The 26,019-nt window shown below is 66.0% G+C and carries 21 protein-coding genes and 1 pseudogene; 17 read left to right on the forward strand and 5 right to left on the reverse strand.

Annotated elements, in window-relative coordinates; genetic code table 11:
• The 5 genes from H162_RS0126565 to H162_RS0126585 form a co-directional block, all read left to right on the forward strand.
• The coding region (locus H162_RS0126565) for an SDR family oxidoreductase (RefSeq protein ID WP_020656520.1) at positions 1-300 on the forward strand (300 nt) is incomplete at its 5' end.
• Positions 301-302: 2 nt separating this feature from the next.
• Positions 303-1,082 carry a 3-oxoadipate enol-lactonase gene (pcaD, locus tag H162_RS0126570; protein ID WP_020656521.1) on the forward strand — a complete coding sequence of 260 codons (780 nt, stop codon included), beginning with the start codon at positions 303-305 and terminating at the stop codon, positions 1,080-1,082.
• A 104-nt stretch (positions 1,083-1,186) separates the two neighbouring features.
• A complete protein-coding gene (locus H162_RS0126575) occupies positions 1,187-2,467 on the forward strand; it encodes a benzoate/H(+) symporter BenE family transporter (RefSeq protein WP_020656522.1) in 1,281 nt (426 codons plus the stop codon).
• A gap of 45 nt (positions 2,468-2,512) precedes the next feature.
• Positions 2,513-3,859 carry an MFS transporter gene (locus tag H162_RS0126580; RefSeq protein WP_026355133.1) on the forward strand — a complete coding sequence of 449 codons (1,347 nt, stop codon included), beginning with the start codon at positions 2,513-2,515 and terminating at the stop codon, positions 3,857-3,859.
• A gap of 114 nt (positions 3,860-3,973) precedes the next feature.
• Positions 3,974-5,059, forward strand: coding sequence for a porin (locus H162_RS0126585; RefSeq protein ID WP_020656524.1), 1,086 nt, complete (start codon positions 3,974-3,976; stop codon positions 5,057-5,059).
• Positions 5,060-5,172: 113 nt separating this feature from the next.
• Here H162_RS0126585 and H162_RS0126590 read toward each other — a convergent pair whose 3' ends face one another.
• Positions 5,173-6,171: a helix-turn-helix domain-containing protein gene (locus H162_RS0126590; protein ID WP_020656525.1), complete on the reverse strand. Its 999-nt coding sequence runs from the start codon at positions 6,169-6,171 to the stop codon at positions 5,173-5,175.
• 256 nt (positions 6,172-6,427) lie between these two features.
• Here H162_RS0126590 and H162_RS32895 point away from each other — a divergent pair, with 256 nt between their 5' ends.
• The 3 genes from H162_RS32895 (at position 6,428) to H162_RS0126605 (ending at position 11,875) form a co-directional block, all read left to right on the forward strand.
• Positions 6,428-9,379, forward strand: coding sequence for an AAA family ATPase (locus H162_RS32895; protein WP_020656526.1), 2,952 nt, complete (start codon positions 6,428-6,430; stop codon positions 9,377-9,379).
• Positions 9,380-9,482: 103 nt separating this feature from the next.
• On the forward strand, positions 9,483-10,340 hold the full coding sequence (locus H162_RS0126600) for a hypothetical protein (protein WP_020656527.1): 858 nt from the start codon (positions 9,483-9,485) through the stop codon (positions 10,338-10,340).
• 221 nt (positions 10,341-10,561) lie between these two features.
• On the forward strand, positions 10,562-11,875 hold the full coding sequence (locus H162_RS0126605; RefSeq protein WP_211223752.1) for an MFS transporter: 1,314 nt from the start codon (positions 10,562-10,564) through the stop codon (positions 11,873-11,875).
• A gap of 23 nt (positions 11,876-11,898) precedes the next feature.
• Here the strand turns inward: H162_RS0126605 and H162_RS0126610 are convergent, their stop codons facing one another.
• The 3 genes from H162_RS0126610 to H162_RS0126620 all read right to left on the reverse strand — a co-directional run bounded on the left by H162_RS0126610 (position 11,899) and on the right by H162_RS0126620 (position 14,929).
• Positions 11,899-13,029, reverse strand: a complete 1,131-nt coding sequence (locus H162_RS0126610) for a CapA family protein (protein ID WP_040788324.1) — start codon at positions 13,027-13,029, stop codon at positions 11,899-11,901.
• A 45-nt stretch (positions 13,030-13,074) separates the two neighbouring features.
• Entirely contained in the window at positions 13,075-13,473 is a 399-nt protein-coding gene (locus tag H162_RS34855) for a hypothetical protein (protein WP_020656530.1), read from the reverse strand.
• A 661-nt stretch (positions 13,474-14,134) separates the two neighbouring features.
• Complete coding sequence (locus H162_RS0126620) at positions 14,135-14,929, reverse strand: FadR/GntR family transcriptional regulator (protein ID WP_229452287.1); 795 nt, start codon at positions 14,927-14,929, stop codon at positions 14,135-14,137.
• A gap of 165 nt (positions 14,930-15,094) precedes the next feature.
• Between H162_RS0126620 and H162_RS0126625 the strand changes: the two genes are divergently transcribed.
• The 8 genes from H162_RS0126625 (at position 15,095) to H162_RS0126660 (ending at position 24,953) form a co-directional block, all read left to right on the forward strand.
• Positions 15,095-16,429 carry an MFS transporter gene (locus H162_RS0126625; RefSeq protein WP_020656532.1) on the forward strand — a complete coding sequence of 445 codons (1,335 nt, stop codon included), beginning with the start codon at positions 15,095-15,097 and terminating at the stop codon, positions 16,427-16,429.
• 28 nt (positions 16,430-16,457) lie between these two features.
• Entirely contained in the window at positions 16,458-17,375 is a 918-nt protein-coding gene (gene ltnD, locus H162_RS0126630; protein WP_026355136.1) for an L-threonate dehydrogenase, read from the forward strand.
• 11 nt (positions 17,376-17,386) lie between these two features.
• Complete coding sequence (gene otnK, locus H162_RS0126635; protein WP_020656534.1) at positions 17,387-18,673, forward strand: 3-oxo-tetronate kinase; 1,287 nt, start codon at positions 17,387-17,389, stop codon at positions 18,671-18,673.
• Entirely contained in the window at positions 18,670-19,332 is a 663-nt protein-coding gene (otnC, locus tag H162_RS0126640; RefSeq protein ID WP_020656535.1) for a 3-oxo-tetronate 4-phosphate decarboxylase, read from the forward strand. The genes otnK and otnC overlap by 4 nt, the downstream gene beginning before the upstream one ends.
• Before the next feature lie 14 nt (positions 19,333-19,346).
• On the forward strand, positions 19,347-20,141 hold the full coding sequence (gene otnI / locus H162_RS0126645) for a 2-oxo-tetronate isomerase (RefSeq protein WP_026355137.1): 795 nt from the start codon (positions 19,347-19,349) through the stop codon (positions 20,139-20,141).
• Positions 20,138-21,112 (forward strand): D-erythronate dehydrogenase, encoded by a 975-nt coding sequence (gene denD / locus H162_RS0126650; protein WP_020656537.1) that lies wholly within the window; start codon positions 20,138-20,140, stop codon positions 21,110-21,112. Before otnI ends, denD begins: the two co-directional genes overlap by 4 nt.
• A gap of 131 nt (positions 21,113-21,243) precedes the next feature.
• Positions 21,244-23,970 (forward strand): bifunctional diguanylate cyclase/phosphodiesterase, encoded by a 2,727-nt coding sequence (locus H162_RS32900; protein ID WP_084677144.1) that lies wholly within the window; start codon positions 21,244-21,246, stop codon positions 23,968-23,970.
• 68 nt (positions 23,971-24,038) lie between these two features.
• Positions 24,039-24,953: a LysR substrate-binding domain-containing protein gene (locus H162_RS0126660; protein WP_026355138.1), complete on the forward strand. Its 915-nt coding sequence runs from the start codon at positions 24,039-24,041 to the stop codon at positions 24,951-24,953.
• A 90-nt stretch (positions 24,954-25,043) separates the two neighbouring features.
• On the opposite strand, the gene H162_RS34465 is transcribed toward H162_RS0126660, so the two are convergent.
• The gene (locus H162_RS34465; protein ID WP_169444583.1) at positions 25,044-25,601 is read right to left on the reverse strand and encodes a hypothetical protein; all 558 of its coding nucleotides are present in this window, start codon (positions 25,599-25,601) and stop codon (positions 25,044-25,046) included.
• Between the two features lie 199 nt (positions 25,602-25,800).
• Here H162_RS34465 and H162_RS35070 point away from each other — a divergent pair.
• Positions 25,801-26,019 (forward strand): annotated as a pseudogene (locus tag H162_RS35070) (helix-turn-helix domain-containing protein); the annotation flags it as partial.

The following is a 26,019-nucleotide window of genomic DNA, read 5'->3' on the forward strand; positions in this document are numbered from 1 at the left end:
GTGAATGCGCTGACCGCCAGCCTGGCGCTCGAGCATGCGCAGGACGGCATCCGCGTCAACGCGGTGGCCACCGGCGGCACCGAGGCGCCGCCGCGCGCCGTGCCGCGCAACCCCAGGCCGCTCAGCGAGCAGGAACAGGTCTGGTACCAGGGCATCGTCGACCAGACCATCGCCTCCAGCCCGATGCACCGCTACGGCACGATAGCCGAGCAGGTCGGGGCGATCCTGTTCCTGGCCTCCGAAGAAGCTTCGTACATCACCGGCAGCGTGCTGCCGGTCGGCGGCGGCGACCAGGGGTAATCATGGCGACCGCGACGATCAACGGAACACTGCTGCATTACCGCTGCCAGGGCAAGCCCGCCATGCCCACGGTGGTGCTGTCGAATTCGCTCGGCACCGAGTTGGGCATGTGGGAAGACCTGGCCTACAGGCTGGCGCGCCACTTCCACGTGCTGCGCTACGACACCCGCGGCCACGGCGCCTCGGCCAGCCCGGCCGGCCCCTACAGCCTGGACCTGCTGGGCCGCGACGTGCTGGGACTGCTCGATGCGCTCGACATCGCGCGCGCCCACTTCGTCGGGCTGTCGATGGGCGGCGCCATCGGCCAGTGGCTGGGCGTGCATGCGCCGCACCGGCTGGAGCGGCTGGTGCTGGCCAATACCGCCGCGCGCATCGGCACGCCCGAGGGCTGGCGCGCGCGCGCCGCGGCGGTGCGCGCCACGGGGATGGAGGAGATCGCGGCCGGCTCGCCGGGACGCTGGTTCACGCCCGGCTTCGTGCAGGCGCAGCCGGACCTGGTGGGCGCGATGCAGGCGAACCTGCGCCAGGCCGATCCGGAGGGCTATGCGGCTTGCTGCGATGCGCTGGCCGACGCCGACCTGCGCGAAGCGATCGTCCGTATCCCGGTTCCGACCCTGGTGATTGCCGGGGCGCTGGACCCGGTGACGACGGTGGCGGATGCGCGCTTCATGCAGGAGGCGATTCCCGGCGCCAGCCTGGCCAGCGTGCCGGCCTCGCACCTGTCGAATCTCGAAGTCCCCGAACTGTTCGCAGAAACAGTCGATGCTTTCCTGTTGGGCTGAGCCCGGCAGGACCAGGCCTGCGCCGGGCGCAGGCCAGCACTTGATCATCACCGCAGGGAGACACCATGCAGGAACCATCTCACGCGCAGCGCGAGGAGGGCCGGTTGCGCCACGAACACCGGCCGCAGCCCGGCGACTCCGCGAGCGGCGCCGACACGCCGCGCGTCCTGCCCCCGATGGCCAGGACGGCGGGCTCGGACTGGTCTGCTTCCGCGGTCACGGCCGGCTTCCTGGCCGTGCTGGTGTCCTTTACCGGGCCGCTCGCGATCTTCTACCAGGCGGCCCAGGCGGCCCAGGCGGCCCAGGTCGACAACGCCATGTTCGCGTCCTGGGTGTGGGGCATCTCGATCGGCGCCGCGCTGTCCGGGATCGTGCTGAGCTGGTGGCTGCGGGTTCCCGTCATCACCGCCTGGTCGGCGCCGGGCACGGCGCTGCTGATCACCTTGTTTCCGGAGCTGTCGCTCCATGAAGCGGTGGGGGCCTACATCACCGCCGCCGCCGTGCTGCTGGCGATCGGCCTGTCGGGCAGCTTCGACCGGGTGATGGGCCTGGTGCCGAAAGGTGTCGCGAGCGGCATGATGGCCGGGATCCTGCTGCCGTTCGGACTGGAAGCCTTCAAGTCCACCGGCACCCTGCCGCTGCTGGCGTTCGGCATGATCGGCGCCTATCTCGTGTTCAAGCGCGCCGTGCCGCGCTACAGCGTCATGCTGCTGCTGGTGGCGGGCGTCCTGATCGCCGTGTTCACGGGCGCCACCCGGTTCTCCGGCGTCGCGCTGGAACTGGTGACCCCGCAGTTCATCACCCCGGCCTGGTCCTGGGCCAGCACCTTCAGCCTGGCGCTGCCGCTGGTGCTGGTGACGCTCACCGGGCAGTACCTGCCGGGGATGGCGGTGCTGAAGACCTCGGGCTACATCGGTGCGGGCGTGCGCCCGATCATGAGCGTCAACAGCATCGTCTCGCTGGCGGTCGCCGTCACCGGCGGCATCACGATCGCCATCGCCGCCATCACTGCCGCCATGTGCACCGGCCGCGACGCCCACGAGGATCCGCGCCGGCGCTATGTCGCCGGCATCGCCAACGGCCTGTTCTACCTGGCCGCCGGCCTGTGCGGCGGTTCGATCGTCATGCTGTTCAGCGCGCTGCCGCGCGAACTGGTCGTCACCCTGGCCGGACTGGCCCTGCTCGGGCCCATCACCGCCAACCTGGCCGGCGTCATCGCCGCCGAGGACCACCGCGAGGCATCCATCATCACCTTTCTGGCAACCGCGTCGGGCATGAGCTTCCTGGGCCTGGGCGCGGCGTTCTGGGGAATCGTCATCGGCATGGCCGCGTGCTGGGTACTGCACGGCAGCAGCCTGAAGGGAGGCCGGAACGACAAGACATAAGCGGGCATGTGCGGCACAACACTTACATTCAAGGAGACACACATCATGCGACACATCGACGTACATAAAATGGCCGACACGGCCAAATTCAACGCCTTCCACACCTCGCTGCTGCTCTGGTGCGGGATCATCATCATCTGCGATGGCTATGACCTCGCGGTGGCCGGCATTGCCTTACCCTCCATCATGAAGGAGATGGGCGTGACCGCCCAGAACGCGGGCTTCATGGTCAGCTCGGCGCTGTTCGGCATGATGTTCGGCGCGATTTCCCTGGGCACCCTGGCCGACCGCATCGGAAGGCGCTGGGCGATCGTGATCTGCCTGGCCCTGTTCAGCGTATTCACCGCGGCCGCCGGGATGACCACCGACCCCTACATGTTCAGCGTGATGCGCTTCCTCGCGGGCCTCGGGATCGGCGGCGTGATGCCGAACGTCGTGGCCCAGATGACCGAATACTCGCCGAAGAAGATCCGCGCGACCATGGTCACCCTGATGTTCAGCGGCTATGCGATCGGCGGCATGCTGGCGGCGGTCCTCGGAAAGGGCTTGCTCGAGCAGCATGGCTGGCAGTCCGTGTTCCTGGCAGCCGGCGTGCCGGTGATCCTGATTCCCTTCATCCTGAAGTCGATGCCGGAATCGATGCCTTTCCTGATCAAGCAGAACCGCCTGGCCGAGCTGAAGTCGGTGCTGGCCCGCATGGAGCCGAGCTACCGCGCGACGCCGGACGACAACTTCCAGATTCCTGTCACCGAGCGCGCCGAGGGCGCCCCGATCGGCAAGCTGTTCCAGGAAGGACGCGGCTTCAGCACCATCATGTTCTGGATCGCCTTCTTCATGTGCCTGTTCATGGTGTATGCGCTCAGCTCCTGGCTGGCGAAACTGATGGCGGGCGCCGGCTATAGCCTGGGTTCGGCCCTGACCTTCGTGCTGGTGCTGAACTTCGGCGCCGTGATCGGCGCGGTCGGCGGCGGCTGGCTGGCGGACCGCTTCCACATCAAGTACGTGCTGGTCGCGATGTATGCACTGGCGGCGGTCTCGATCACCATGCTGGGCTATCCGGTGTCGACCCCGGTGCTGTTCCTGCTGGTCGGCCTGGCCGGCGCCTCCACCATCGGCACCCAGATCGTGACCTATGCCTATGCCGGCCAGTTCTATCCGAGCACGGTGCGCTCCACCGGCATCGGCTGGGCGTCCGGCGTCGGCCGCAGCGGCGCGATCCTGGCGCCGATCGTGATCGGCACCCTGGTCGGGATGGCGCTGCCCCTGCAGCAGAACTTCCTGGCGATCTCGATCCCGGCCGTTATCGCGACCATCGCCGTGTCCCTGATCAAGCACGAGCGCTCGGCGTCCGCCAGGGAGATCGCCGTCCAGCGCGTGGCCGATCCGGCCTGATCCTCGCAGCAAGAGCAAGACGGGCCGCCTGGAAGGCGGCCCGGCCGGCGGCAGCCGGACACTCCCATGCTTCCCATGGGGCCCCACACATATTTATAACAAGCAGGAGATATCATGAAACCAATTCACGGCGCGCTCGCGCTGGCGTGCGGCGTTGCCGCGTCCTCGGCATGCGCACAGGGCTCGGTGCAGGTCTATGGCCTGGTCGACAGCGGCCTGGCCCACATCACGCATGCCGATGCAGCGGGCAACTCGGTCACCAAGGTGCCGTCGCTGACCAGTTCCCTGCCTTCGCGGATCGGCTTCCGCGGCACCGAGGATCTCGGCAACGGCCTGCAAGCCTTCTTCGTGCTCGAGAACGGCCTGTCGCTGGACAACGGCACCGCGGGGCAGGGCGGCCGCCTGTTCGGCCGCGCCGCCCACGTCGGCCTGAAGGGCGCGTGGGGCACGCTCACCGTCGGGCGCCAGGTCAACATGACCTTCATGTCCTCGATCAAGTCCGACGTGATGGGACCGCACCTGTTTTCCATCAGCAGCATCGACCTGTACATCCCGAATGCCCGCAGCGACAACGCGATCGGCTACATGGGCAACTTCAATGGCTTCATGGTCGGCGCCACCTACAGCGTCGGCCGCGATGCCGCGTCGGCCGGCGGCCCGGCCGCGACCAACTGCCCGGGCGAGGTGCCCGGCAACTCCAAGGCCTGCCGCCAGTACACCGCCCTGGTCGGGTATGAGTCGAAGGGCTGGGGCCTGAACGCGACCTACGACAGGATGAACGGGAACACCGGGGCCGGCGGCGGCCTGACCAGCAGCGACAACACCGACATCCGCACCACCGTGAATGCTTACCTGATGCTGGGCGCGACCAAGATCGGTGCGGGCGCGATGGACCGGGAGACCAGGGCCGCGACCGGACAGGTCGAGTCGGTGTTGTATTACCTCGGCGCCAGCCGGCCGTTCGGGGCCTTCACGCTCGATGCCCAGGTCGCCAAGCGCAACGCGAAGAATTCCGCCGATGACGTGACCCTGTACGTGGCGCGCCTGAGCTACGCGCTGTCCAAGCGCACCGCGATCCATGCCTCGGTCGGCCGGATGGACAACGACGGCGCCTCGGCGGTCGCGCTGGACGCGGGCGGCACGGTGGCGCCGGGCATGTCGCAGAACGGCGTGCTGCTCGGGCTGCGCCACAGCTTCTAAGGCGGGTTCGACAGTGGAAGACCTTGTGCTGCGCCGATCCCGCCAGGGCGTAACCGGGGGCATCGCGCCGGTACAAGGCTTGCATCGCTTCCCTATCGCTCGAGCACACCGGCTCACCGGTGAGGAAAGCTCCCCCGCGCCATCAGCACATGCGACAGGCTGGTCTTGTTGGCGACGTTCAGCTTGCGGTAAGCGCTGTTGAGCTGATTGCGTACCGTGCTTGGAGACAGGCCGAGCTGCCTGGCGATCTCCTTGTATTGCAGGCCCTGCGCGGCCAACGTCGCGCTGCGTAGTTCCGCCGGCGTGAGCGTCGTCACGTCCGGCGCACGCCGTGTCACCATCAAGTTGAGCACGCTGCCTTCGACCTTGCAGCGTACCTCGAGCCGCCTCCCGGTGTAGCTCCGCGTGCGCTCCGAGCGCAAGGCGCCGGTCAGCTCCTCCGGCAGCATCGGCGGCGTCCACTGCGGCCATTCCTCCTGCAGCAGGGCGATCGCGTCATTGTGCGCAAAGTAGACCTTCCCGCTCAGGTCGCTGATGACGCTGGTCGCGGGCGCCTGCGCGGCATGCGCCGTCAGCCGCTCATTGATCTGGCGCGCCTGGATCATGTGCGGCAACGCCAGGTTGGCCAGCGCTACATCGTCGCCACTGAAGAAGGCGCGCCGCGACGCCCGCCAGAACGAAATCACGCTGACACGGCCAGGAACGTTGCGGTCCGAGACGAAGGTCAGCGAATGCGCGGTCTCGAATTTCCGGCAGTACGCGAGCACAGCCGAATCGCGCGTGCTGTGGGCGATATCGGTCGCCACACTCTTGCCGCGGTTACCGAAGGTGGCGCGCAGCGCCGGGTCGCGGGTCGTGACCTGCCCGTCGCGCGTGATGATTTCCTCGCCCAGCATGTGCTGGCGCTCGGCAAGCCGCTCGGCGGGCACATTGTGCAAATGGACGCCGGTCGGGATCACCCGGTTGCCGAAGATTCCCAGATCGCCGATCAGTGCCGATTCGAATGGCAGCAAGCGCTTGACGCCCATGATCATCTCTTCCTTGCATTCGTGCTGTCCGGCGTGCTGGGCCATGTCGTACAGCTCCAGGATCAGCTTGGCGTGCGTATTCATCGGGGGCAGGGTGACAAGAAGTGAATCTTGCAAGTTTATTAAAGGTTTTAATGCTAAGCGAATGTTTAAAGATTGGCAACTCTTTGTACTCGGGAAGCCGGCTTGGTACATCCGTTCCATGGCTTTACAGCTTGGCAACAACCGATAATCGGTGCACCGAAGGCCACCGCCAGGAATCGGCCGGCGCCACGCCCTTCGTCGCTACGCTCCAGGCACCGGGGCAGTCCACGCCACATTCTTCAAGGTTGACGCAAACATGTCCGTACGCAAGGTTGGTTTTGGTTTCCTGAATGCGTCGCGCATCGGCGACGCCTTGGTCAAGGCCAGGAGTGGCGACGAGATCGTGATCGGTGCGGGCCACCAGCCCGGCGAAGGGGGGGCGCTGGCCTTGTCGGGCCAGCTCCACCTGCGCGCCCGGCCGGAAGACGGCCGGGTGGCGCTCACCCAGGCCCTGGCCATCGCGGCGGGCGCTGACCTGCGCCTGAGCGGCTTGCGGATCGCCGCTCCCATCGCCGTGGCCAGGAACGCACGGGTCGTGTTCGTCGATTGCCACGTCGGCGCTTGCGCGGCCCATGCGATCAAGGCCGAAGCCGGCACCAGCCTGAGCTTTGAAGATTGCGTGATCGGCGCGCCGGTCCAGGTGGCGGGAGCGGACAGCCTGCTGTCGATCCGCAAAGGCAGCGTCGCCGGGCCGGTCGCGATCTCGGTCCTGCAGGGAGCGAGCCTGTCGGCCAGCACGGTCGCGTTCGATGGCGCCTGCGTGGACGGGAATACGGTCGGCTCCATGAAACTCGACCAGTGCACACTGCTGGGAAATGCCAGCGCCCCGTACGCCGTCAAGGCCGAAGGCGGCAGCCTGCTGGCCTTGACCCGCTGCCGTATCGAGCGCCACCTGAAGGGAGTGATCGTCGGCGGCCAGGCGAGCGGCGCCCTGGAAGGCTGCACGCTCAACCTGCTGGCGGAAGCCGGTGTGCACGTGCTCGGATCGGCCAGCCTCCAGGTACGCGACAGCGAGTTCGGCGCCTGCGGCGGCGCGCTCATCGCCGCCGACCGGGGCGAACTGAAGGCGGAGCGCTGCAGGGTCAGCAACGCGCACAAGAATGGCGCATGGGTGTCCGGCAATGCCTCGCTCCAGCTCGAGCAGTGCGAGGTGAGCGGCGGCTCACACACCTATCCCCAGGTGGTGGCGACCGGGCAGGGCCGTCTCGCGATCACGGGTGGCAGCCTGCGTGAAGCCCAGTCGAGCGCGGTGTGGTCGCGTAACAGCGCGGTCGTCATGGTGGACGGCGCAGGGATCGTCAATCCAGCCAAGGGGGCGATCCAGGCCGACGGCGAAGGCAAGGTCGTGGTGCGTTCGAGCCGCCTCGGCGACGGCGGCGGCGTGGCCCTGGTGGCCAGGGAGAAGAGCGTCGTCGAGTTCACCGGCGGGGACATCGGACACTATGCGCAGGGGCGGATGCGCAAGTTCGACCAGGCGCAGATCAGGATTGCGAACGCCGACCTGGTATCGGACCTTGCGGTGCGGGCGGCGGTGGCCGAACTGGACGCGCTGATCGGCCTGGCATCGGTCAAGCGCGAAGTGAGCAGGCTGATCGACCTGGTCAGCGCCGAGCAGCGCCGCAAGCGCGCCGGGGCCGAAGCCAACCCGATCTCGCTCAACCTGGTATTCACCGGCAATCCCGGCACCGGCAAGACCACGGTCGCGCGCATCGTCGGACGCATCTTCTCATCGCTCGGCCTGCTCAACGCCGGACAACTGGTCGAGACCGACCGCAGCGGCCTGGTGGCCGAGTACATCGGCCAAACCGCACCGAAAACCCTGGCGAAGATCGAGGAAGCCATGGACGGGGTGCTGTTCATCGACGAAGCCTACGCGCTGTATGTGAAGGACTCCGACCGCGATTTCGGCAAGGAAGCCATTGCAACCTTGCTCAAGGAAATGGAAGACCGCCGCGGCCGCCTGGCGGTGATCGTGGCTGGCTACCGCCGGGAAATGGACACGCTGATCGATTCGAACCCGGGCCTGCATTCCCGCTTTACCCGCTACATCGATTTTCCCGACTATGCCGCGCCCGAATTGCTCGAGATATTCGCCAAACTGTGCAAGGACAAGGAACTCGTCGTGTGCGAGAGCGCGATGACCCGCGCCGGATTGCTGTTCGAGCAGATGGTGCGCACCAAGGGAGCCGATTTCGGCAACGCGCGCACGGTGCGGAACTTCGTCGACCGGATGCTCGAACGCCAGGCCGCGCGCCTGAAGATGCAGCCCGACGCCAGTGCGCTCGAGATCCGGACCGAGGATCTGCCCCTGGTGGGACGCAAGGAGGAACTGGATGTCGACGCGCTGCTTGCGTCGCTCGACCGGCTGACCGGACTGGGCGCGGTCAAGGACGAACTGCGTCGCCTCACCAGCCTGGTGCGGGCGCAGGAGCGGCGGCGTGAAGCCGGCATGTCTTGGGCGCCGGTATCGATGCACCTGGTCTTTACCGGAAACCCGGGTACCGGGAAGACCACGGTCGCGCGGCTGGTGGGCGAGATCTACGCCGCACTGGGCATGCTCGAGAAAGGACACGTGGTCGAGGTCTCGGCGAGCGACCTGATCGCAGGGCACGTCGGCCAGACGGCCATCCGCACCCGCAAGAAAATCGAAGAAGCCTATGGCGGCGTGCTGTTCATCGACGAAGCCTACAGCCTGGTCGATACTGGCGAAAACGGGTTCGGACAGGAAGCCATCGATACCCTGCTCAAGGAGATGGAGGACAACCGCAGCCGCCTGGCCGTGATCGCGGCCGGCTACGAGGACGGCATGGGGAGCTTCATCGCCAGCAACCAGGGACTGGAGTCGCGCTTCACCCGCTACGTGCACTTTGCCGACTACTCGCCCGCGGAGATGGCCGACATCTTCGAGTACTTCGCGGCCAGCAACGACTACCGCCTGGTCGGGGATGCGCGCGCCACGTTGCTGGGTGCACTGGAGAGCCTGTATGCCCAGCGCGGCGAACATTTCGGGAATGCCCGGATCGTGCGCACGCTCTTCGAATTGACGATCGAGGAGAGCGCCATGCGCATCGGCGGCTGCGATGCGCCGGTCGACGAGGTGCGCTGCGAGGATATCGAGCGCGCGCGGCTCAAGCTGGGAGAGGCGCGCCGTGCGAAGTCCGAGCGCGCCCGCCTGGTCATGGTGAGTGGGGGCGCCGCCAGCGCCTGAGCGGCGCCTGCGGCCCCCGCATGACAGGCCGACCGCGTCCTTCCGGCCCGGGGCAGAGGGGCGGCGTTGCCCCAATAACCACTCATTCTCATTTTGCGAACCCATGAAAAAGCTGATCCTCACCGTCGTCGGCGCAGCCGTGACCAGCATGGCGCCCATCGCCGCACATGCGCAGTTCAACTTCACCAAGATCTTCGGCGGGACCAGGGCCAATCACGGCTCCGTGCTGCCCGAATGGTGGAACGAGACCGAATACAACCCTCCGGTCCAGGATAACGCGATGCACATCCGCGTCGGCAGCGCCGGAGCAAGCGGAGACCGCTATGGCCAGTCCGGCCGTTTGAACTGCGACTGGGCCTACCTCTACGCCGCGAAGGCCAACGCCCCCCTCGACGCGCGCGAAAGGGAAGAGTGCGCCCTCCTGGAGTTCCACATCAAGCGCGGGATCGATGGGGATCAACGCAACCATGCCGACGGCTTCGTCAGGCAGGAAATCCTGGCGGAGATGGGCCGGAAGATCGACGCCCGTATCGAGCAGCTCCGTTCGGCGAACCTGTTCTATTTCCGTTCGTCGGCGATCAAGGTGGAAGCCTACGATATGACCATGCGCAGCGCCCCGATCAAGGTCAACTGGCACAGCACTTCCACCGACAGCGCCACTTACGTCGTGCGTGGACGCGGGTTCTCGGACGACTCGGGCTGGATGCAAGTGCCGCTCATGGCCGATGAAGGCCTGGCCCGTCAAGTCGAGGCGGCGCGTTTTAATAACAACAACTCGTACCTCGCCCTGGCGCATAACAGGATAGTCTTCGAAATCCTCGGTGTGAAGCAGGTCAACAAGGGATCGCGGCCAACCCGCGCCATCGACGTGCTGTTCCGTGAAGTGAGCTTCAGGCTGATGGATTCGCAAGGCCGGGCAAATCGCATCGCGATCGAGAATACACAAGCCACCCCACGGTAATCACCAGGCTTGCCAAAAAACCACAGCACGATGAGGGCTGTGGTTTTTTTGTTTCCGGAGAAGCTAGAATGTGTCACCCATACGCCTCCCGTGCTCTCCGCCGGCATCGTGTTTGCCGCACTTCGGCAAACGTCCAGCCTTCGGATGTCGACGCGTGCGTGAGGTTTCTTATCTTGTGACGCCTGCTGGTGCTTACCTTTTCCGACGCCGAAGTCGCTCCGATGACCAGAACAGAAAGCACGGTCGTTCCCGCTGCACAGCGTATCCTGGCGCCCGGCGTGGCACGCCGCGAGGCCTGGGGCTGGGCCATGTACGACTTCGCCAACTCCAGTTACACAACCGTCGTGATCACCGCGATCTTCAACGCCTACTTCGTGGCGGTCGTGGCCGGCGGGCAGGCATGGGCCACGCTGGCATGGACTGCCGCGCTGGCCGTCTCCAACCTGCTCCTGATGGTGATCGGCCCGGTGCTCGGCGCGTATGCGGACTTACACGGAAACAAGAAGCGGCTCTTGCTGGCATCCACCGTGGGGTGTGTTGCCAGCACCGCTGCGCTGGCGCTGGCCGGCCCGGAGACGCTGGGGCAGACGATGCTGCTGCTGGTGTTGTCCAGCATGTTCTTCGGCATCGGCGAGAATCTGTCCGCCGCTTTCCTGCCCGAACTCGCCACCGATGAGCATCAGGGCCGGCTGTCCGGATGGGGATGGAGCCTGGGCTACCTCGGCGGATTGCTGACGCTGGGGCTCTGTCTTCTCTATGTCGACTGGGCTGCTGCGCGTGGGCAGCAGGCAATGCAATTTGTCCCGGTCACGATGCTGATCACGGCTGCGGTCTTCGGCACCGCGAGCGTGCCGACCTTCCTGCTGCTGCGCGAACGCGCGCAAGCGCAAGGGAGCGCGGCCGGCACGGCAGGGCAGGCCGCGGCGCGCCTGCTGCGGACGCTGCGCCGGGCGCGTCATTACCCGGACCTGCGCCGTTTCCTGCTCTGCATCGTGGTGTACCAGGCCGGTATCCAGACAGTCATCGCGCTGGCCGCGATCTACGCGCAGCAGGCGCTCGGCTTCACGACGCGCGACACCGTGCTCTTGATCATCGTGGTGAACGTCACTGCCGCGGTCGGTGCATTCGCGTTCGGCTACATTCAGGACCGTATCGGCCATGTCGCCACCATCGCGGCCACCCTGGCGGGCTGGATCCTGATGACCGCGCTGGCATGGCTGGCGCGCGGCCCCTTGCTGTTCTGGATCGCGGCCAACATTGCCGGACTCTGTCTTGGCGCGAGCCAGTCTTCCGCGCGCGCGTTCATCGGTGTACTCAGTCCGGCAGCACGGCGTGCCGAATTCTTTGGCCTGTGGGGCATGGCCGTGCGCCTGGCGTCGATCGTCGGGCCGCTGACCTATGGATTGGTCAGTTGGCTGTCGCAGGGCGATCATCGGCAGGCGATGCTGATCAACGGCGGTTTTTTCCTTGCCGGCCTGTTGCTGCTGCTGATGGTCGATGCCGAGCGCGGAAAGCGCGCCGCGCAGGATGAATGAGGCATCCGATATTGCCGGGCAAGTCAGCCTGGCGCTCGCCACTGCAGCAGCAGGTCCTGCCCCGCCGGCCTGGCCACCTGGGTGCCGAACTGCCGTCCCTCCCGGTTCAGCGTCGCCATCAGCCAGCGCACCCCCGGCTCGGGCGCGGCGTTCGCGCGAAAATGCCGGGTCCGGGTAGGCGTCATTGCCAAGCGGGTGAGCCTGCCCCCATCCAGGGTAGGAAAATACATCAGGGCCAGGTCGCCACGGAATTCTTCATGGCCGGCGATCCCTTCGTAATCGTTCAGGAAATCGCCGCAGCCGTACAGAATGGGTTTGTCGCGGTAGACCTCGATGCCTTTCACGTGGTGGGAGGAATGGCCGTAGACCACGTCGACCGCGGCCGATTCGATGAGAGCGTGCGCGAATTCCTGCTGTTGGGCGGAGATGCCGAAGCCCCAGTTCCCGCCCCAGTGCAGGGAGACCACCACCAGGTCGCCAGCCTGTTGCGCGGCGCGCACCTGGCGTGCAAGGGTGTTCAGGCTGCGTGCGCCCAGGTCGGGCAGGAAATTCACGCCCGGCCGGGCCGGACCCGCGCGCCATTCGGGCGGCACGCCGCTGTCTTGCGTGGCGCAGGCAAACACCAGTACCCGGCCCTTGCCGGGGACATCCAGCACGGCCGGTGCGGCCGCTTCGGCGGCATCGCGCCCGGCGCCGGCCGTGGCGATGCCGGCGCGATGCAGGCTGCCGAGCGTCTCCTTCAGGCCCTGGTAACCCCAGTCCATCACATGATTGTTGGCGAGTGCGCAGCAGTGGATGCCGGCAGTCGTGAGGCAGGGGAGGTTGGCAGGATGCATGCGGTAATGGATGCCTTTGTGGGGCCATGCCTGATCGCTGGTGGTCACCGCGGTTTCCAGGTTGATGATGCGTAAGTCCGGCGCCACACGCCGCAAGGCATCCCTCGCATCGCCCCAGATGTAGGCAAAGTCGACCGGCCGCCGGATCGGGCCGCTCGCCGCCTCGGCGAGTCGCACGTAGTCCAGTGCCGAGGCAACCCAGGGTTCGAACAGCCTGGGCCTTCCGGGGTGGGGAAGGATCTGGTCGATGCCTCGGCCGGTCATCACGTCGCCACACAAGAACAGCGTGATGCCGCGTGAGGGGGGTGCCGTTTGCATGAGAATCCTCCTTCCCGGGGAAGCCCGCGGAATGGTGCAGCGACTTCAGCGCTCGATGCGCATGCTCCGCGCAGCATCTGCATTTCTGGCTGAGCCCGGATGGAACGCACGCTGCCTGGTTCCTCGCGCAGGACCAGCGCTTTTCCCAACCAAGGCCGCCATCAAGCCCGCATCCTGCTCCCTGGTGGATTCATGTGTCGGGCCAGCCGTCGGTATGTGATCTTGCGACAGTTTGAAGAGACGCACCATTTTCATCAAGTTGTTCGCTGCGGCCTGCATGCCCTGCGTTGCCGCGTCCGCTTGTTCGACGAGAGCAGCATTGCTCTGGGTGACTTCGTCCATGCGCACGACCGCCTGGTTGACTTGCCCGATACCGGTGCTCTGCTCGCGACTGGCGCCGGCGGTATCGGCAACCCGCTGTACGTTGTCGACGAAGTCGTTCATGGTGTTGCCTGCTGTTTTCACCAGCGACGTTCCGGATTCGATCTTGCCAACCGAGTCGTTGATCAGGGCCTTGATTTCCTTTTGGCGACGACGGCAAGTCCGCGGCCTTGCTCCCAGCACGCGCCGCCGTCGACCGCAGTGCCGGATACGGTTTGCACCAGCAGCTTCGTTTGCAGCGTGTTCTCGGCCGCTTGTTCGACGGTGCCGGTCAGCTCTCCCGGCGACGCAGGAGTCTCCTGCAGGGAACTGGCGACGCGGAGGAAGCCACGTGTCCCGGTCGCTGGCGTGGCGCCGGCGTCCGGCCGCGGCGCTCAGCCGGTATGGAAGGTCGGCAGGACCGGGCGCTTGAACAGTTGGAGAACCGATAGCGCAAAAAAAAAAAGCCCGCAAGGAGCGGGCCTGAAGACTATTTTCTTGGAGGAGAAATAGTGGAGACAGGTGCATTATGCTGCGGCGCAAAATATAAATCCAATGATGATTATTGATATCGGTAATTTCGATATCGTATATCTTGTCCGGAGAGGATTCGCCCGCGACACGACTGTCTGCTCCTGCTTTGCCGCACCCGATCTGAGCCTGCCATCGACGCGGCGCAGCAGCTCCAGCGGGTTGCACGGTGCGCGATATCTGCGTCAACGCCGGCTGGCTGGTGAAGTAAGACCTAGCTCAGGATAGGCTCGCGCGCGAGGCTGCGCGCCAGTTCGCCGCCGTCTCCACGCCAGAATTCGCGGTCGGCCAGGCGCACGCGCTCGGCGGCGTGCACCATGTGCTCGGCTGCGGCGGCGCGCGCCGCCTCCGGGTCGCCGGCGGCGATGGCGCGGACGATTTTTTCATGTTCCAGCCGCACCTGGTTCGAGAAATCGGCGCGCCGCGCTTCGTTGGCGCGCGTCACCTTGACGGCCGAACGCATCGGTTGGGCGCACATCTCGATGAACTTGACCCAGTAGGGGTTGCCGGTCGCCTCGGCAATCTTGAGGTGAAAGCGCACATCCTCCTCGACGCCGCTGACGCCCGCGGCCACCGCTTCCTCGATGGCCAGCAAGGCGTGCTCGATCTCGGCCAGTTGCCCCGGCGTGCGGCGCAACGCGGCCAGCGCCGCGGTCTCGGCCTCGAATCCGCGCCGCACTTCAATCAGGTTGAGCAAGGATTGCACCGATTGCTGGGTCTGTTCGTCCTCGCGCGCGCCGTTCGGGCCGTCGGCCTGGAGCACGAAGGCGCCGCTTCCCTTGCGCGTGCTGAGGATGCCTTCGTCCTTGAGCGCGGCGATCGCCTCGCGCACGACGCTGCGGCTGACACCGAAATGCAGCGCCATCGCCTGCTCGGACGGCAGGCGCGTGCCTGGCGCCAGGCCGTCGTCCTGGATCTTCTGGCGCAGCTTGTGGGCCACGCGCGATCCGAGTGTGCCGGTGACGAAGCCGCCGTCGTCGGACGCCGGCTCCGGGAGAGTAAATATCATCGTCTGGTCCATCAATCTTCTCCGCAAGGTGCGCCGAAGCTTCCTGGATTATACAAAATATACAGCTTGACACGCAAAAAATGGACAGCTAACCTACAGCCATACAAATTTCATACATCTTGCTACCCGCATCCCGCGGTCCAGGCAGGAAAACATCAAGGAGACATGATGGCGATTATCGGAACACATCCGGGCGGACAGGACGGCGCCTATTCACCCGATGCGAGCGTCGACGAGGCCTCGGTCTATCGAAAGGTCACCTGGCGCATCGTGCCTTTCCTGATGCTCTGCTATGTCGTGGCCTACCTCGACCGCGTCAACGTCGGCTTTGCCAAACTGCAAATGCTGAACGACCTGAAGTTCAGCGACACCGTCTTCGGCCTCGGCGCCGGCGTCTTTTTCATTGGCTATTTCCTGTTCGAGGTTCCGAGCAATGTCCTCCTGCACAAGGTCGGCGCGCGCCGCTGGATCGCCCGCATCATGATCAGCTGGGGGATCATTTCGGCCGCCTTCATGTTCGTCAGCACGCCCTTCACCTTCTACGTCATGCGCTTCCTGCTTGGCCTGGCGGAGGCCGGCTTCTTCCCCGGGATCATCCTGTACCTGACCTACTGGTTTCCGGCGCAGCGCCGCGCCCGCATGGTCTGCACCTTCATGACGGCGATCCCGCTGGCCGGCCTGATCGGCGGACCGCTGTCGGGCTGGATCATGGAAAGCTTCGCGGGCGTCTACGGTTACAGCGGCTGGCAATGGATGTTCGTCCTGGAAGCGGCGCCGGCCGTGATCCTGGGGATCGTCGTGCTGCTCTACCTCGACGACGGCATCCGTCCCGCCAAATGGCTGAACGAGGGCGAGAAGCGCCTGCTCGAGGCGAACATCGAGAAGGAAGCCCGGACCAAGGTGGCCCATCCATCGCTGCGCGCGATGTTCGCCGACCCGCGCGTCTGGCTGATGGCGCTGATCTATTTCTGTTGCGTGATGGGGCAGTATGGCCTGACCTTCTGGCTGCCGACCCTGATCAAGACCGCCGGCATCACGGGCGTCCTGAACATCGGCATGTTCACCGCCATACCGTATGCGGTGGCCGTGGTCACGATGCTGTACATGGGCCGCAGCAGCGACAAGAACGGCGAGCGCCGCTGGCACCTGGTCATCCCCTTGCTGCTCGGCGCCATCGGCCTGATCGGCAGCGCGCTGGCCGGCACCACCAATACCGCGCTGGCGATCGTGTTCCTCAGCATCGCCGCGGCCGGTGTGTTGTCTTCGGCGCCGCTGTTCTGGAGCCTGCCGACCGCCTTCCTGCATGGCGTGGCCGCTGCCGCCGGTATCGCGGCGATCAATTCGGTGGGCAACCTGGCCGGTTTCGTCAGTCCCTTCCTGATCGGCGCCATCAAGGACATGACGCAGTCGACCGACATCGCCCTCTACATGCTGGCCGGCGTGCTGGTTGCCGGCGCGGTCATCGTGATGAGCATCCCGGCGCGGCTGGTGAACCGGTAATCCATTTTTGAAGCAGGAGCAGAACAACATGGCAGAACAAATCAACTGCGTCGGGGTCGTCGGCCTCGGTGCGATGGGCATGGGCATGGCGCAATCGCTGTTGCGGGCGGGGCTGGAAGTGCATGCCTGCGACCTGCGGCCGGAGGCCGTGCACAAGCTGGCGTCGGCCGGCGCCCACGGCGCCGCCTCGCCGGCGGAGCTGGCGCCGAAGGTGGAGGCCTTGCTGATCGTCGTGGTCAACGCGGCGCAGACCGAGCAGGTCCTGTTCGGCCCGGACGGCGCCGCCGCCCACCTGAAGCCCGGCGCGGTCGTCGTTGCCTGCGCCACGGTGTCGCCCGAATTCGCCGAGGCGCTCGGTGCGCGCCTGCAGGCGATGGGGCTGCGCTTCATCGACGCACCGATCTCGGGCGGGGCCGCCAAGGCCGCGTCCGGCGAGATGTCGGTGATGGCGGCCGGCGCGCCGGACACGTTTGCCGCCTGCGCCCGGCTGTTCGACGCCATCTGCGCCAGGCTGTACCGCCTCGGCGACAAGCCGGGGCAGGGCTCGAAGGTGAAGATGATCAACCAGCTGCTGGCCGGCGTGCATATCGCGGCCGCGGCCGAAGCGATGGCGCTGGGCCTGCGCGCGGGCTGCGACCCGGACGCGCTGTACGAGGTCATTTCCAACAGCGCCGGCAGTTCGTGGATGTTCCAGAACCGTGTGCCGCATATCCTGGCCGGCGATTACACGCCGCTATCGGCGGTGAACATCTTCGTCAAGGACCTCGGCATCGTGCTCGACTACGCGAAGAAGAGCGTGTTCCCGCTGCCGCTGTCGGCGACCGCGCACCAGATGTTCATGCAGGCCTCGGCCGCGGGACACGGCGGTGAGGACGATTCGGCGGTGATCAAGCTGTTCCCAGGCATTACATTACCGGCGCCGAAAGCCGCCGACAAAGCGGCCTGAGGAGGGCTCACATGACTGTCTTACTTGGATGTATCGCCGACGACTTCACCGGCGCCACCGATGTGGCCGGCATGCTGGTGAAGGCCGGCATGCGCACCGTCCAGCTGATCGGCGTTCCGGCCGGCCCGCTGCCCTTCGATGCCGACGGCGTCGACGCGGTGGTGATCGCGCTGAAGTCGCGCACCAATCCGGCCGACGAGGCGGTGGCCGAGTCGCTGGCGGCGCTGCGCTGGCTGCAGCAGGCCGGATGCCGGCAGTTCTATTTCAAGTACTGCTCCACCTTCGATTCCACGCCGCGCGGCAATATCGGTCCGGTGGCGGAAGCCTTGATGGGGGCGCTCGATGCCAGCTTCACGATCGCCTGTCCGGCGTTTCCCGCCAATGGGCGCACGATCTACAAGGGCTACCTGTTCGTCGGCAATGAACTGCTGAGCGAATCGGGCATGCGCCACCATCCGCTGACGCCGATGACCGATCCGAACCTGGTGCGCGTGCTGCAGCAGCAGGTGCGCGGCAAGGTCGGGCTGGTCGATGCCGGGGTGGTCGAGCGCGGCGGGGAGGCGATCGGCGCCCGCTTTGCGGCCTTGCGCGAACAGGGCTGCAACCTGGCCATCGTCGACGCGGTATCGAACCGCGACCTCGAGGCGATCGGCGCCGCCTGCGCCGACCTGGCGCTGGTGACCGGCGGCTCGGGCATCGCCCTGGGGCTGCCGGAAAACTTCCGGCGCCGTGGCTTGCTGGAGCGGCAGGTGGCGGCCGACACGCTGCCGGCCACCGGCGGGGCGCGCGCGGTGATCGCCGGCAGCTGTTCGCAGGCGACCCAGCGCCAGGTGGCAGCGATGCGCGAACAGGCGCCGTCCTTCCACGTCGATCCCCTGGCATTGGCGCAGGGCGCCGACCTGGTCTCCGAAGCGCTGGCCTGGGCGGCGCCGCAGGTCGGCCGGCAGCCGCTGCTGGTGTATGCCACGGCCACGCCGGAGACCGTCAAGGCGGTGCAGGCGCAACTGGGCGTCGAGCGCGCCGGCAGCCTGGTCGAGGAGGCGCTGGCCGCCATCGCCCGCGGCCTGGTGGCGCTGGGCGTGGGCCAGCTGATCGTGGCCGGCGGCGAAACCTCGGGCGCCGTGGTCAAGGCGCTGGGGGTGTCGGGGCTGCGCATCGGGCCGGAAATCGATCCCGGGGTACCCTGGACCACCACGCTGCAGGCCGGCTGCGACGGCGCGCCGCTGGCGCTGGCGCTCAAGTCGGGCAACTTCGGCAGCGACGATTTCTTCCTCAAGGCGTGGAGCCGCCTGCCATGAGCGCGGCGATCCACGTTCATGCGGAAGAAAACCGCCAGCGCGAGCAGATCGCCGAGTTCGGCCGTTCGCTGTTCGACCGCGGCCTGAGCGCCGGCAGCAGCGGCAACCTCAGCGTGCGTGTCGGGGACGGCTGGCTGCTGACCCCGACCAACGCCAGCCTGGGCCGGCTCGACCCGGCCGCGATTTCCAGGCTCGACTGGGACGGACGCCTGCTCAGCGGCGCGCCGCCGTCGAAGGAAGCCTTCCTGCACCGCGCCATGTACCAGCGGCGCGCCGGCGCCAATGCGATCGTCCATCTGCACGCGACCCATTCGGCCGCCGTGTCCTGCATGTGCGGCCTGGACCATGACGACTGCATTCCGCCGCTGACGCCGTATTTCGTGATGAAGATCGGCCGCCTGCCGCTGGTGCCTTACCACCGTCCGGGCGATCCCGCCCTGGCCGGCGCCATCGGGGCGCTGGCGGCGAAACACTCGGCGGTGCTGCTGGCCAACCACGGCCCGGTCGTGTCGGGCGCGTCGCTCGAGGCGGCCGTGTACGCCGCCGAGGAGCTCGAGGAAACCGCCAAGCTCTTCCTGTTGCTGCGCGACGTGCCGACCCGTGCGCTCGACGCCGCGCAAATCGATGAACTCAAGTCGACCTTCGGGCTCGACATCTAAACCGGAGCCTTACCGTGCCAAGATTTGCCGCCAACATCACCATGATGTTCAATGAGGTCCCCTTTCCACAACGCTTTGCCGCCGCCGCCGCCGCCGGCTTCAAGGCGGTCGAGTTCCTGTTCCCGTATGACTACGCGCCGCAGGAAGTGGCGTCGTGGCTGAACGAGAACGGGCTCGAGAACGTCCTGTTCAACCTGCCGCCGGGCGACTGGGCGGCGGGCGAGCGCGGCATTGCCGCGCTGCCCGGGCGCGAAGCGGAGTTCCAGGCCGGCGTCGCGCGCGGCCTCGAGTACGCGCTGGCGCTGGGCACCAGGCGGGTGCACATGATGGCCGGGCTGGTTCCCGCCGACGCCGACCGGCGCATCCACCGCGAGGTTTACCTCGGCAACCTGCGCTACGCCGCGGCGGCCACCGCCGCACACGGGATCGAGGTCCTGATCGAGCCGATCAACGGACGCGACATGCCCGGCTATTTCCTCCATACACAGGCCGAGGCGCATGCCCTGCGTGAAGCGTCCGGCCAGGCGAACGTCAAGGTGCAGATGGATTTCTATCACGCGCAGATCGTCGAAGGCGACCTGAGCCGGACCTTCAAGAAACACGTCGACGGCATCGGCCACGTGCAGATTGCCAGCGTTCCTGCCCGCAACGAACCGGACGACGGCGAAGTGAATTACCCCTTCCTGTTCCGCCAGCTCGATGAACTCGGCTACCAAGGCTGGATCGGCTGCGAATACCGCCCGCGCGGCCTCACCGAAGACGGCCTCGGCTGGCTTGCCGCGGCAATCAAGCAAGGAGAACGAGCATGAAGGTCCTGATTACCGGCGGCGCCGGCTTCCTCGGCCAGCGCCTGGCGCGCGAACTGCTCGCACGCGGCGAACTGCGCGACAGCCAGGGCAGGGTGCGGCGCATCGACAAGCTGGTCCTGGCCGACGTCGTGCCGGCCAAGGACTTCGGCGATGAGCGGGTGCGCGTCGTCACCGGCGACATCGCCGACGGCGCCTTGCTGCGCCAGGCCATCGACACCGACACCACGTCGATTTTCCACCTGGCGGCGATCGTCAGCGGCCAGGCCGAAGCCGATTTCGAGCTCGGCATGCGCATCAACCTCGACGCCTCGCGCCTGCTGCTCGACATCTGCCGCGAACTGGGGCACGCGCCGAAGGTCGTCTTCACCAGCTCGGTCGCGGTGTACGGCGGCAAGCTGCCCGAGCTGGTGCGGGACGATACCGCGCTGAATCCGCGCTCGTCCTACGGGACTCAGAAGGCGATCGGCGAACTGTTGCTCAACGACTACAGCCGGCGCGGGTTCGTCGACGGCCGCGTGCTGCGCCTGCCGACCATCAGCGTGCGTCCCGGCAAGCCGAACAAGGCGGCGTCCTCCTTCGCCAGCGGGATCATCCGCGAACCGCTGAACGGCGAAGCGTCGGTCTGTCCGGTGTTGCCGGAAGCGCGGCTGTGGCTGCTGTCGCCGCGCGCCGCCGTCGAAGCGCTGATTGCCGGACACGAACTGCCGGCCGAGGTCCTGGGCGACAGCCGCATCGTCAACCTGCCGGGCCTGTCGATCAGCGTGGCGGAGATGGTCGCGGCCCTGGAAACGGTGGCGGGACCGGAAGCGGTCGCGCGCATCAGCTTCGCGCCCGATCCGGCGGTCGAACGGATCGTCAACAGCTGGCCGGCGGCGTGGGACGTGGGAAGGGCGAAGACGCTCGGCTTGTCGGCCGATGCAAACTTCGAAAGCATCGTCAGGGCCTACATGCAGGAAACCGCAAGCGCATGACTGGACCGACCCTGGCATGAGGCATGAAAGATGGGCGTGCAACGCGCCCGTCTGTCGAAGGCTGATGCCGAGTAAAGCAGAGCGGACAGGGTGTATGATGGTCGCCCCAAGAATTTTTCCGGTGAGGCAGGATGACGTTGCACTCCGTCCGCAAGCTGCGCCGTGGCTTGATGGCGCTCGTGATCGCCTTGCCGGCGCTCTATGTCTTGTTCGCCGGCATTGCCATCTGGCAGGATTACCATTCGACCATCAGGCAGGCAGAGTCCGATGTGCGCAATATCGCCACCACGCTCAGCGAGCATGCCCTGCGCACCTTCGGCGAAACCGATATTCGCCTGCGCGCGGTCATCAGCGAGATCGAGGGACGCGGCCTGACGCCCACCGCCGACCACGAGCGGGCCCTGCACCAGATCCTGGCCGTGGCGCTGCAGGACGCGCCCGAGGTCGGCGGCATGGGGATCCTGTCGCCCGACGGCTGGATGCGCGCCAGCGCCTCGGTCTACCCGATGCGGCCGGTCAACAGCCGCGACCGCGAGTATTACGCCTACCTGAGCTTGCACCCCGAACGCGGCATGCATATCTCCCGTTCGGTCCAGTCGCGTTCCAGCGGCAAGTGGAGCATTCCGGTGGCGCGCCGGCTCGACAATCCGGACGGTTCCCTCAGGATGATCGCCAGCTTCGGCGTCGACATGGCCTACTTCGACCGCGTCTACCGCCGCCTGCAACTGGGCGAGAGCAGCCGCCTGCTGCTGGTGCGGCGCGACGGCTGGGTGATCATGGAAACGCCCCTGACAGTCGAGGCCTTGAACCGTAACCTGGCCGCCACGCAGCTGTTCCGCTCGCTCCAACAGGCGCCGACCGGCGTCTTCCAGAACGAGCGCAGCATCGTCGACGGCAGCGCGCGCGTGGTCGGCTATGCGAGCCTCCCCGAGTCGCAGGTGATCGCCGTGGCGAGCGTCGCGCGCGACGAGATACTGAAGCCCTGGGTGACACACAGCCTGCAGATCGCCGGCATCGGCGCGCTGTCCACGCTGCTGCTGCTGGGATTGCTGCGCTCGCTGTGGCTGCGGCTGGACGACCTCGAGGCGACTCAGGAAGGCCTGGCAAGGCGCAACCAGGAGCTGGACGCCGCACGCCGCCGTTTCCAGGAGCTGGTCGACGGCATCGACGGCGTCGTCTGGGAGGCGACGCTGCCGAATTTCCACTTCACCTATGTCAGCGGCAACGCCGAAGCGATTACCGGCCATGGGGCCGAGCAATGGGTGGAAGATCCGCATTTCTGGCGCGACAAGCTATGTACCGGGCCGGACGGCAAGCAAGCCGAGCCGGCGCTGGTGATCGGCGGGCCGGGCCTGTTCAAGCCGGTCGAGCACCACATCCTGGCGCCGGACGGCAGGGAAATCTGGCTTCGAAGCAACATCATGCTGGCGGACGCCAGCGTGGGGAGGATGCATGTGCGCGGTGTCACGATCGACATCACGGGCCAGAAGGAGTCCGAGCAGCAGCTGTTCCAGGCCATCCACGTCGATTCCCTCACCAGGCTGCCGAACCGGCATGCGCTGGTCGACAGCGCCGGACACGCGCTGGCACTGGCGCAACACAACCAGTCGATCGTGGCAATCGTCCTGATCGACATCGACAATTTCAATACCCTCAACGACAGCCTCGGGCACGAGCCCGGCGACGAGGTGCTGGTCCAGGTCGCGCAGCGCCTGCAGGGCTGCCTGGGACCGACCGACATGCTGGCGCGGATGGGCGGCGACGAGTTCGCCGTCGTGATGGAGGAGGTCGACCGCGTCGCCCTCAAGGTGGAGCACCTGGCCGAACGCATCAATGCGGCATTCAAGCGCAAGATCCCGGTCGAGGGGCGCGAGCTGTACCTGACGGTCAGCATGGGCATTGCCCTGTTCCCGCAGGACGGGCTGGATTACCAGGCCCTGGTGCGCAACGCCGACACCGCCCTGTACCGCGCCAAGGCCGCCGGGCGCAACGGCTGGCAATTCTTCGATCATTCCATGGCGCGCCAGGTCGAGCATCGGCTGGACATGGAAACCGCCCTGCGGCAAGCCATCGAACACGAAGAGTTCCGCCTGTACTACCAGCCCCAGCTCTCGCTCCAGGATGGCGGCATCGTCGGGGCGGAAGCCCTGGTGCGCTGGGAGCGGCCGGGCGTGGGCAAGGTGCCGACCCAGGAGTTCATCGACCTGGCCGAGGAGAGCGGCTTCATCGTCGCACTGGGCAACTGGGTGCTGAGAACGGCCTGCAACCAGGCGGTGGCCTGGAGCAGGGCCGGCCTGAACCTGCGCATCGCCGTCAACGTGTCGGTGGTACAGCTGCGGCAACCCGATTTCGTGGACCAGGTGCGGTATGCGCTTGCACTGTCCGGCCTGTCCTCGCATCGGCTCGAACTGGAGATCACCGAGGGCGCATTCATCGCCGATATCCTGGGCACGCTCGACAAGCTGCACCAGATCAAGGCCATGGGGGTGGAGCTGGCCGTGGACGATTTCGGCACCGGCTATTCATCGCTGTCCTACCTGAAGCAGATGCCGGTCGACCGCCTGAAGATCGACCAGAGTTTTGTGCGCGACATCCCGCACAACCCCAACGACTGCGCCATCGTGCGCGCGATCCTGGCGATGGCGTCCAACCTGAACCTGCAAGTCATCGCCGAAGGGGTCGAATCGGAGGAGCAGCTGGAGTTCCTGCGCGCCGAAGGCTGTCAGGAAATCCAGGGCTATTTCCTGTCCCGGCCGCTCAGCCCCGAGAATTTTTCCTCGCGCTTTGTCGCCAGCGGCCGTGCGCCGGGCGGGCGCACCGTGGACGGCGCCAGCGCCAGCGCCGGCGGCACCAGGTAGTCAGGCAGCGTCAGGACGTGCTATCTTGCTGAGCGAATATAGTTGCGATCCTTATACGATTCTCTCCCATGAAGATTGATCCAATGCCTCCCTTGAACAGCCTCGTGGCGTTCGAGGCTGCGGCGCGGCACCTCAGTTTTACCCTGGCGGCAGAAGAACTCAACGTCACCCAAGGCGCCATCAGCCGCCAGGTGCGCCTGCTCGAGGAGTATCTCGGCAAGGCCCTGTTCGAGCGTACCACCCGGCGCATCGAGCTCAGTCCCACGGGCGCCCAGTACTTCGAGTCGGTCCACGAGGCGCTGATCCAGCTGGCGCGGGCGACCGGGACGATCAGGCACTGGAAGGGGGCGCAGCAAGTGACCGTGCTCACCAGCACCGCGCTGGCATCGCTGTGGCTGTTGCCGAAAGTCGCCGAATTCCAGCGCCAGAACGAAGAGATCGAGCTGCGCATCGTTGCGAGCGACAACGTGACGGACTTGTCGCGCCTGGATGGCGACCTGGCGGTCTTCTATTGCCGCACGCCGCCGAAAGGCGTCCAGGTCACACCGCTGTTTCCTGAAGAGATATTCCCGGTATGCAGTCCGGATTACCTGGCCAAACACCCCGACTTGCAGACGCCGGAACAACTGGCGTCGTGTACCTGGCTGTGGCTGGACGATCCGCAGAGCGACTGGATCGGCTGGCCCGAGTGGTTCCGGCAACTGGGTTGCGGCCCCGTGCAGCCGCGCCGCCGGATCAATATCAACAGCTACTCGATGCTGATCCAGTCCGCGCTGTCCGGACAGGGCGTGGCGCTGGCCTGGTCCAACCTCGTGGGCAATCACCTGGAGACCGGCACCCTGGTGCGGCCGGTCGACGCCGTGCTGAAGACCGATGCCCAGTTCTGCCTGATCGAGCCGGATCGCGGCGTCTGGCGGCAAAGCGTCAAGCGGTTCCGGGCCTGGCTGCTCGAGCAGTTGCCGGATGCACGGGCCGACGCCTGAGAGCCTCTAGCAAGAGCGTTCAAGGTATCGCCATCAATTGAATCCATAACCCACAGGGGACGTAGCCCTCCAGCGAGAAATGACTCCGCATTACCAAAAGAATGGTCGAGGTTGGAGTTCCCCGGATATCATTTTCGCGCCGTCGCGCAGGGCACGGCTGCACCGCCAGTGTTGCTCCGGCTGACATGAAGTCTTCATTACTTCGTACACCTTCTCAGCGTCTTCGTTAGCGATTTTTGCGCCAGCTTGCAGCAGTAGGAGAAGCGCTTCACTCCGGGAGGAGGCCGGTTCGACATGTTTGACGGCCGGCAGGATGTCGCAAAGGCACTTTCGAGCTTCGAAAATGTGGTCTCGTTCCGCTAGCGCAGCAATTTCCCATGCGCGAGCTGCGCTCTGTTTATAGTTGTCATCACATTCTGCCGCGGCTTTCGCTGCTTCTGACGCGATTGCAAGGACGTCGCCGTCCGTGAATCGCGCAACCCAGGACAGCGCCTGCGCGCGAAACCACGGATCGTTCACTTGGCGAGCCAGCTCAAGTGCTTCTTCAGGACGAGACTTCGCTAGACTGATCGCTTGATCCCGCTGCTTTGTGGCACTCATTGCTCGGGTATTCCTTTCCATGGCGGAATTACTGGTAGATATCTCCATGTCTGCTTTCACCAAAAGCTTCGAGACTGGCGATCACGACTTCAATCGACATTCCTTTCAACTCCTGCTTGGTGAAGGTGCGTGCTGTAAAGCCCGCTTTTGGCCGAGGGCAGTCCTGGGCCAAGGACTAGTGGAGCGGCTACCCACAATTTTCTCCAAAAGGTCTAACCTGACGGGTAAACCCTGTCAGGAGGCCATCGTGAACAAGAAGTATGTTGTGAAGCTGACAGCTGAAGAGCGCGCGCAGTTTGAACGCATTGCCCATACAGGCAAGTCGGCAGCGTGGAAGATTCTGCACGCCCAGGTGCTGCTCAAATTGGATGAGGGTGAACATGGCCCTGGCTGGGAGACCGCACAGATTGCCGAAGCGTTCGGCGTGACGATGCGCAGTATCGACAATTGGCGGCGGCAGGCCGTG

Origin of the sequence: Massilia niastensis DSM 21313 (assembly GCF_000382345.1) — a bacterium.
Taxonomy (GTDB): Bacteria; Pseudomonadota; Gammaproteobacteria; order Burkholderiales; family Burkholderiaceae_D; genus Telluria; species Telluria niastensis.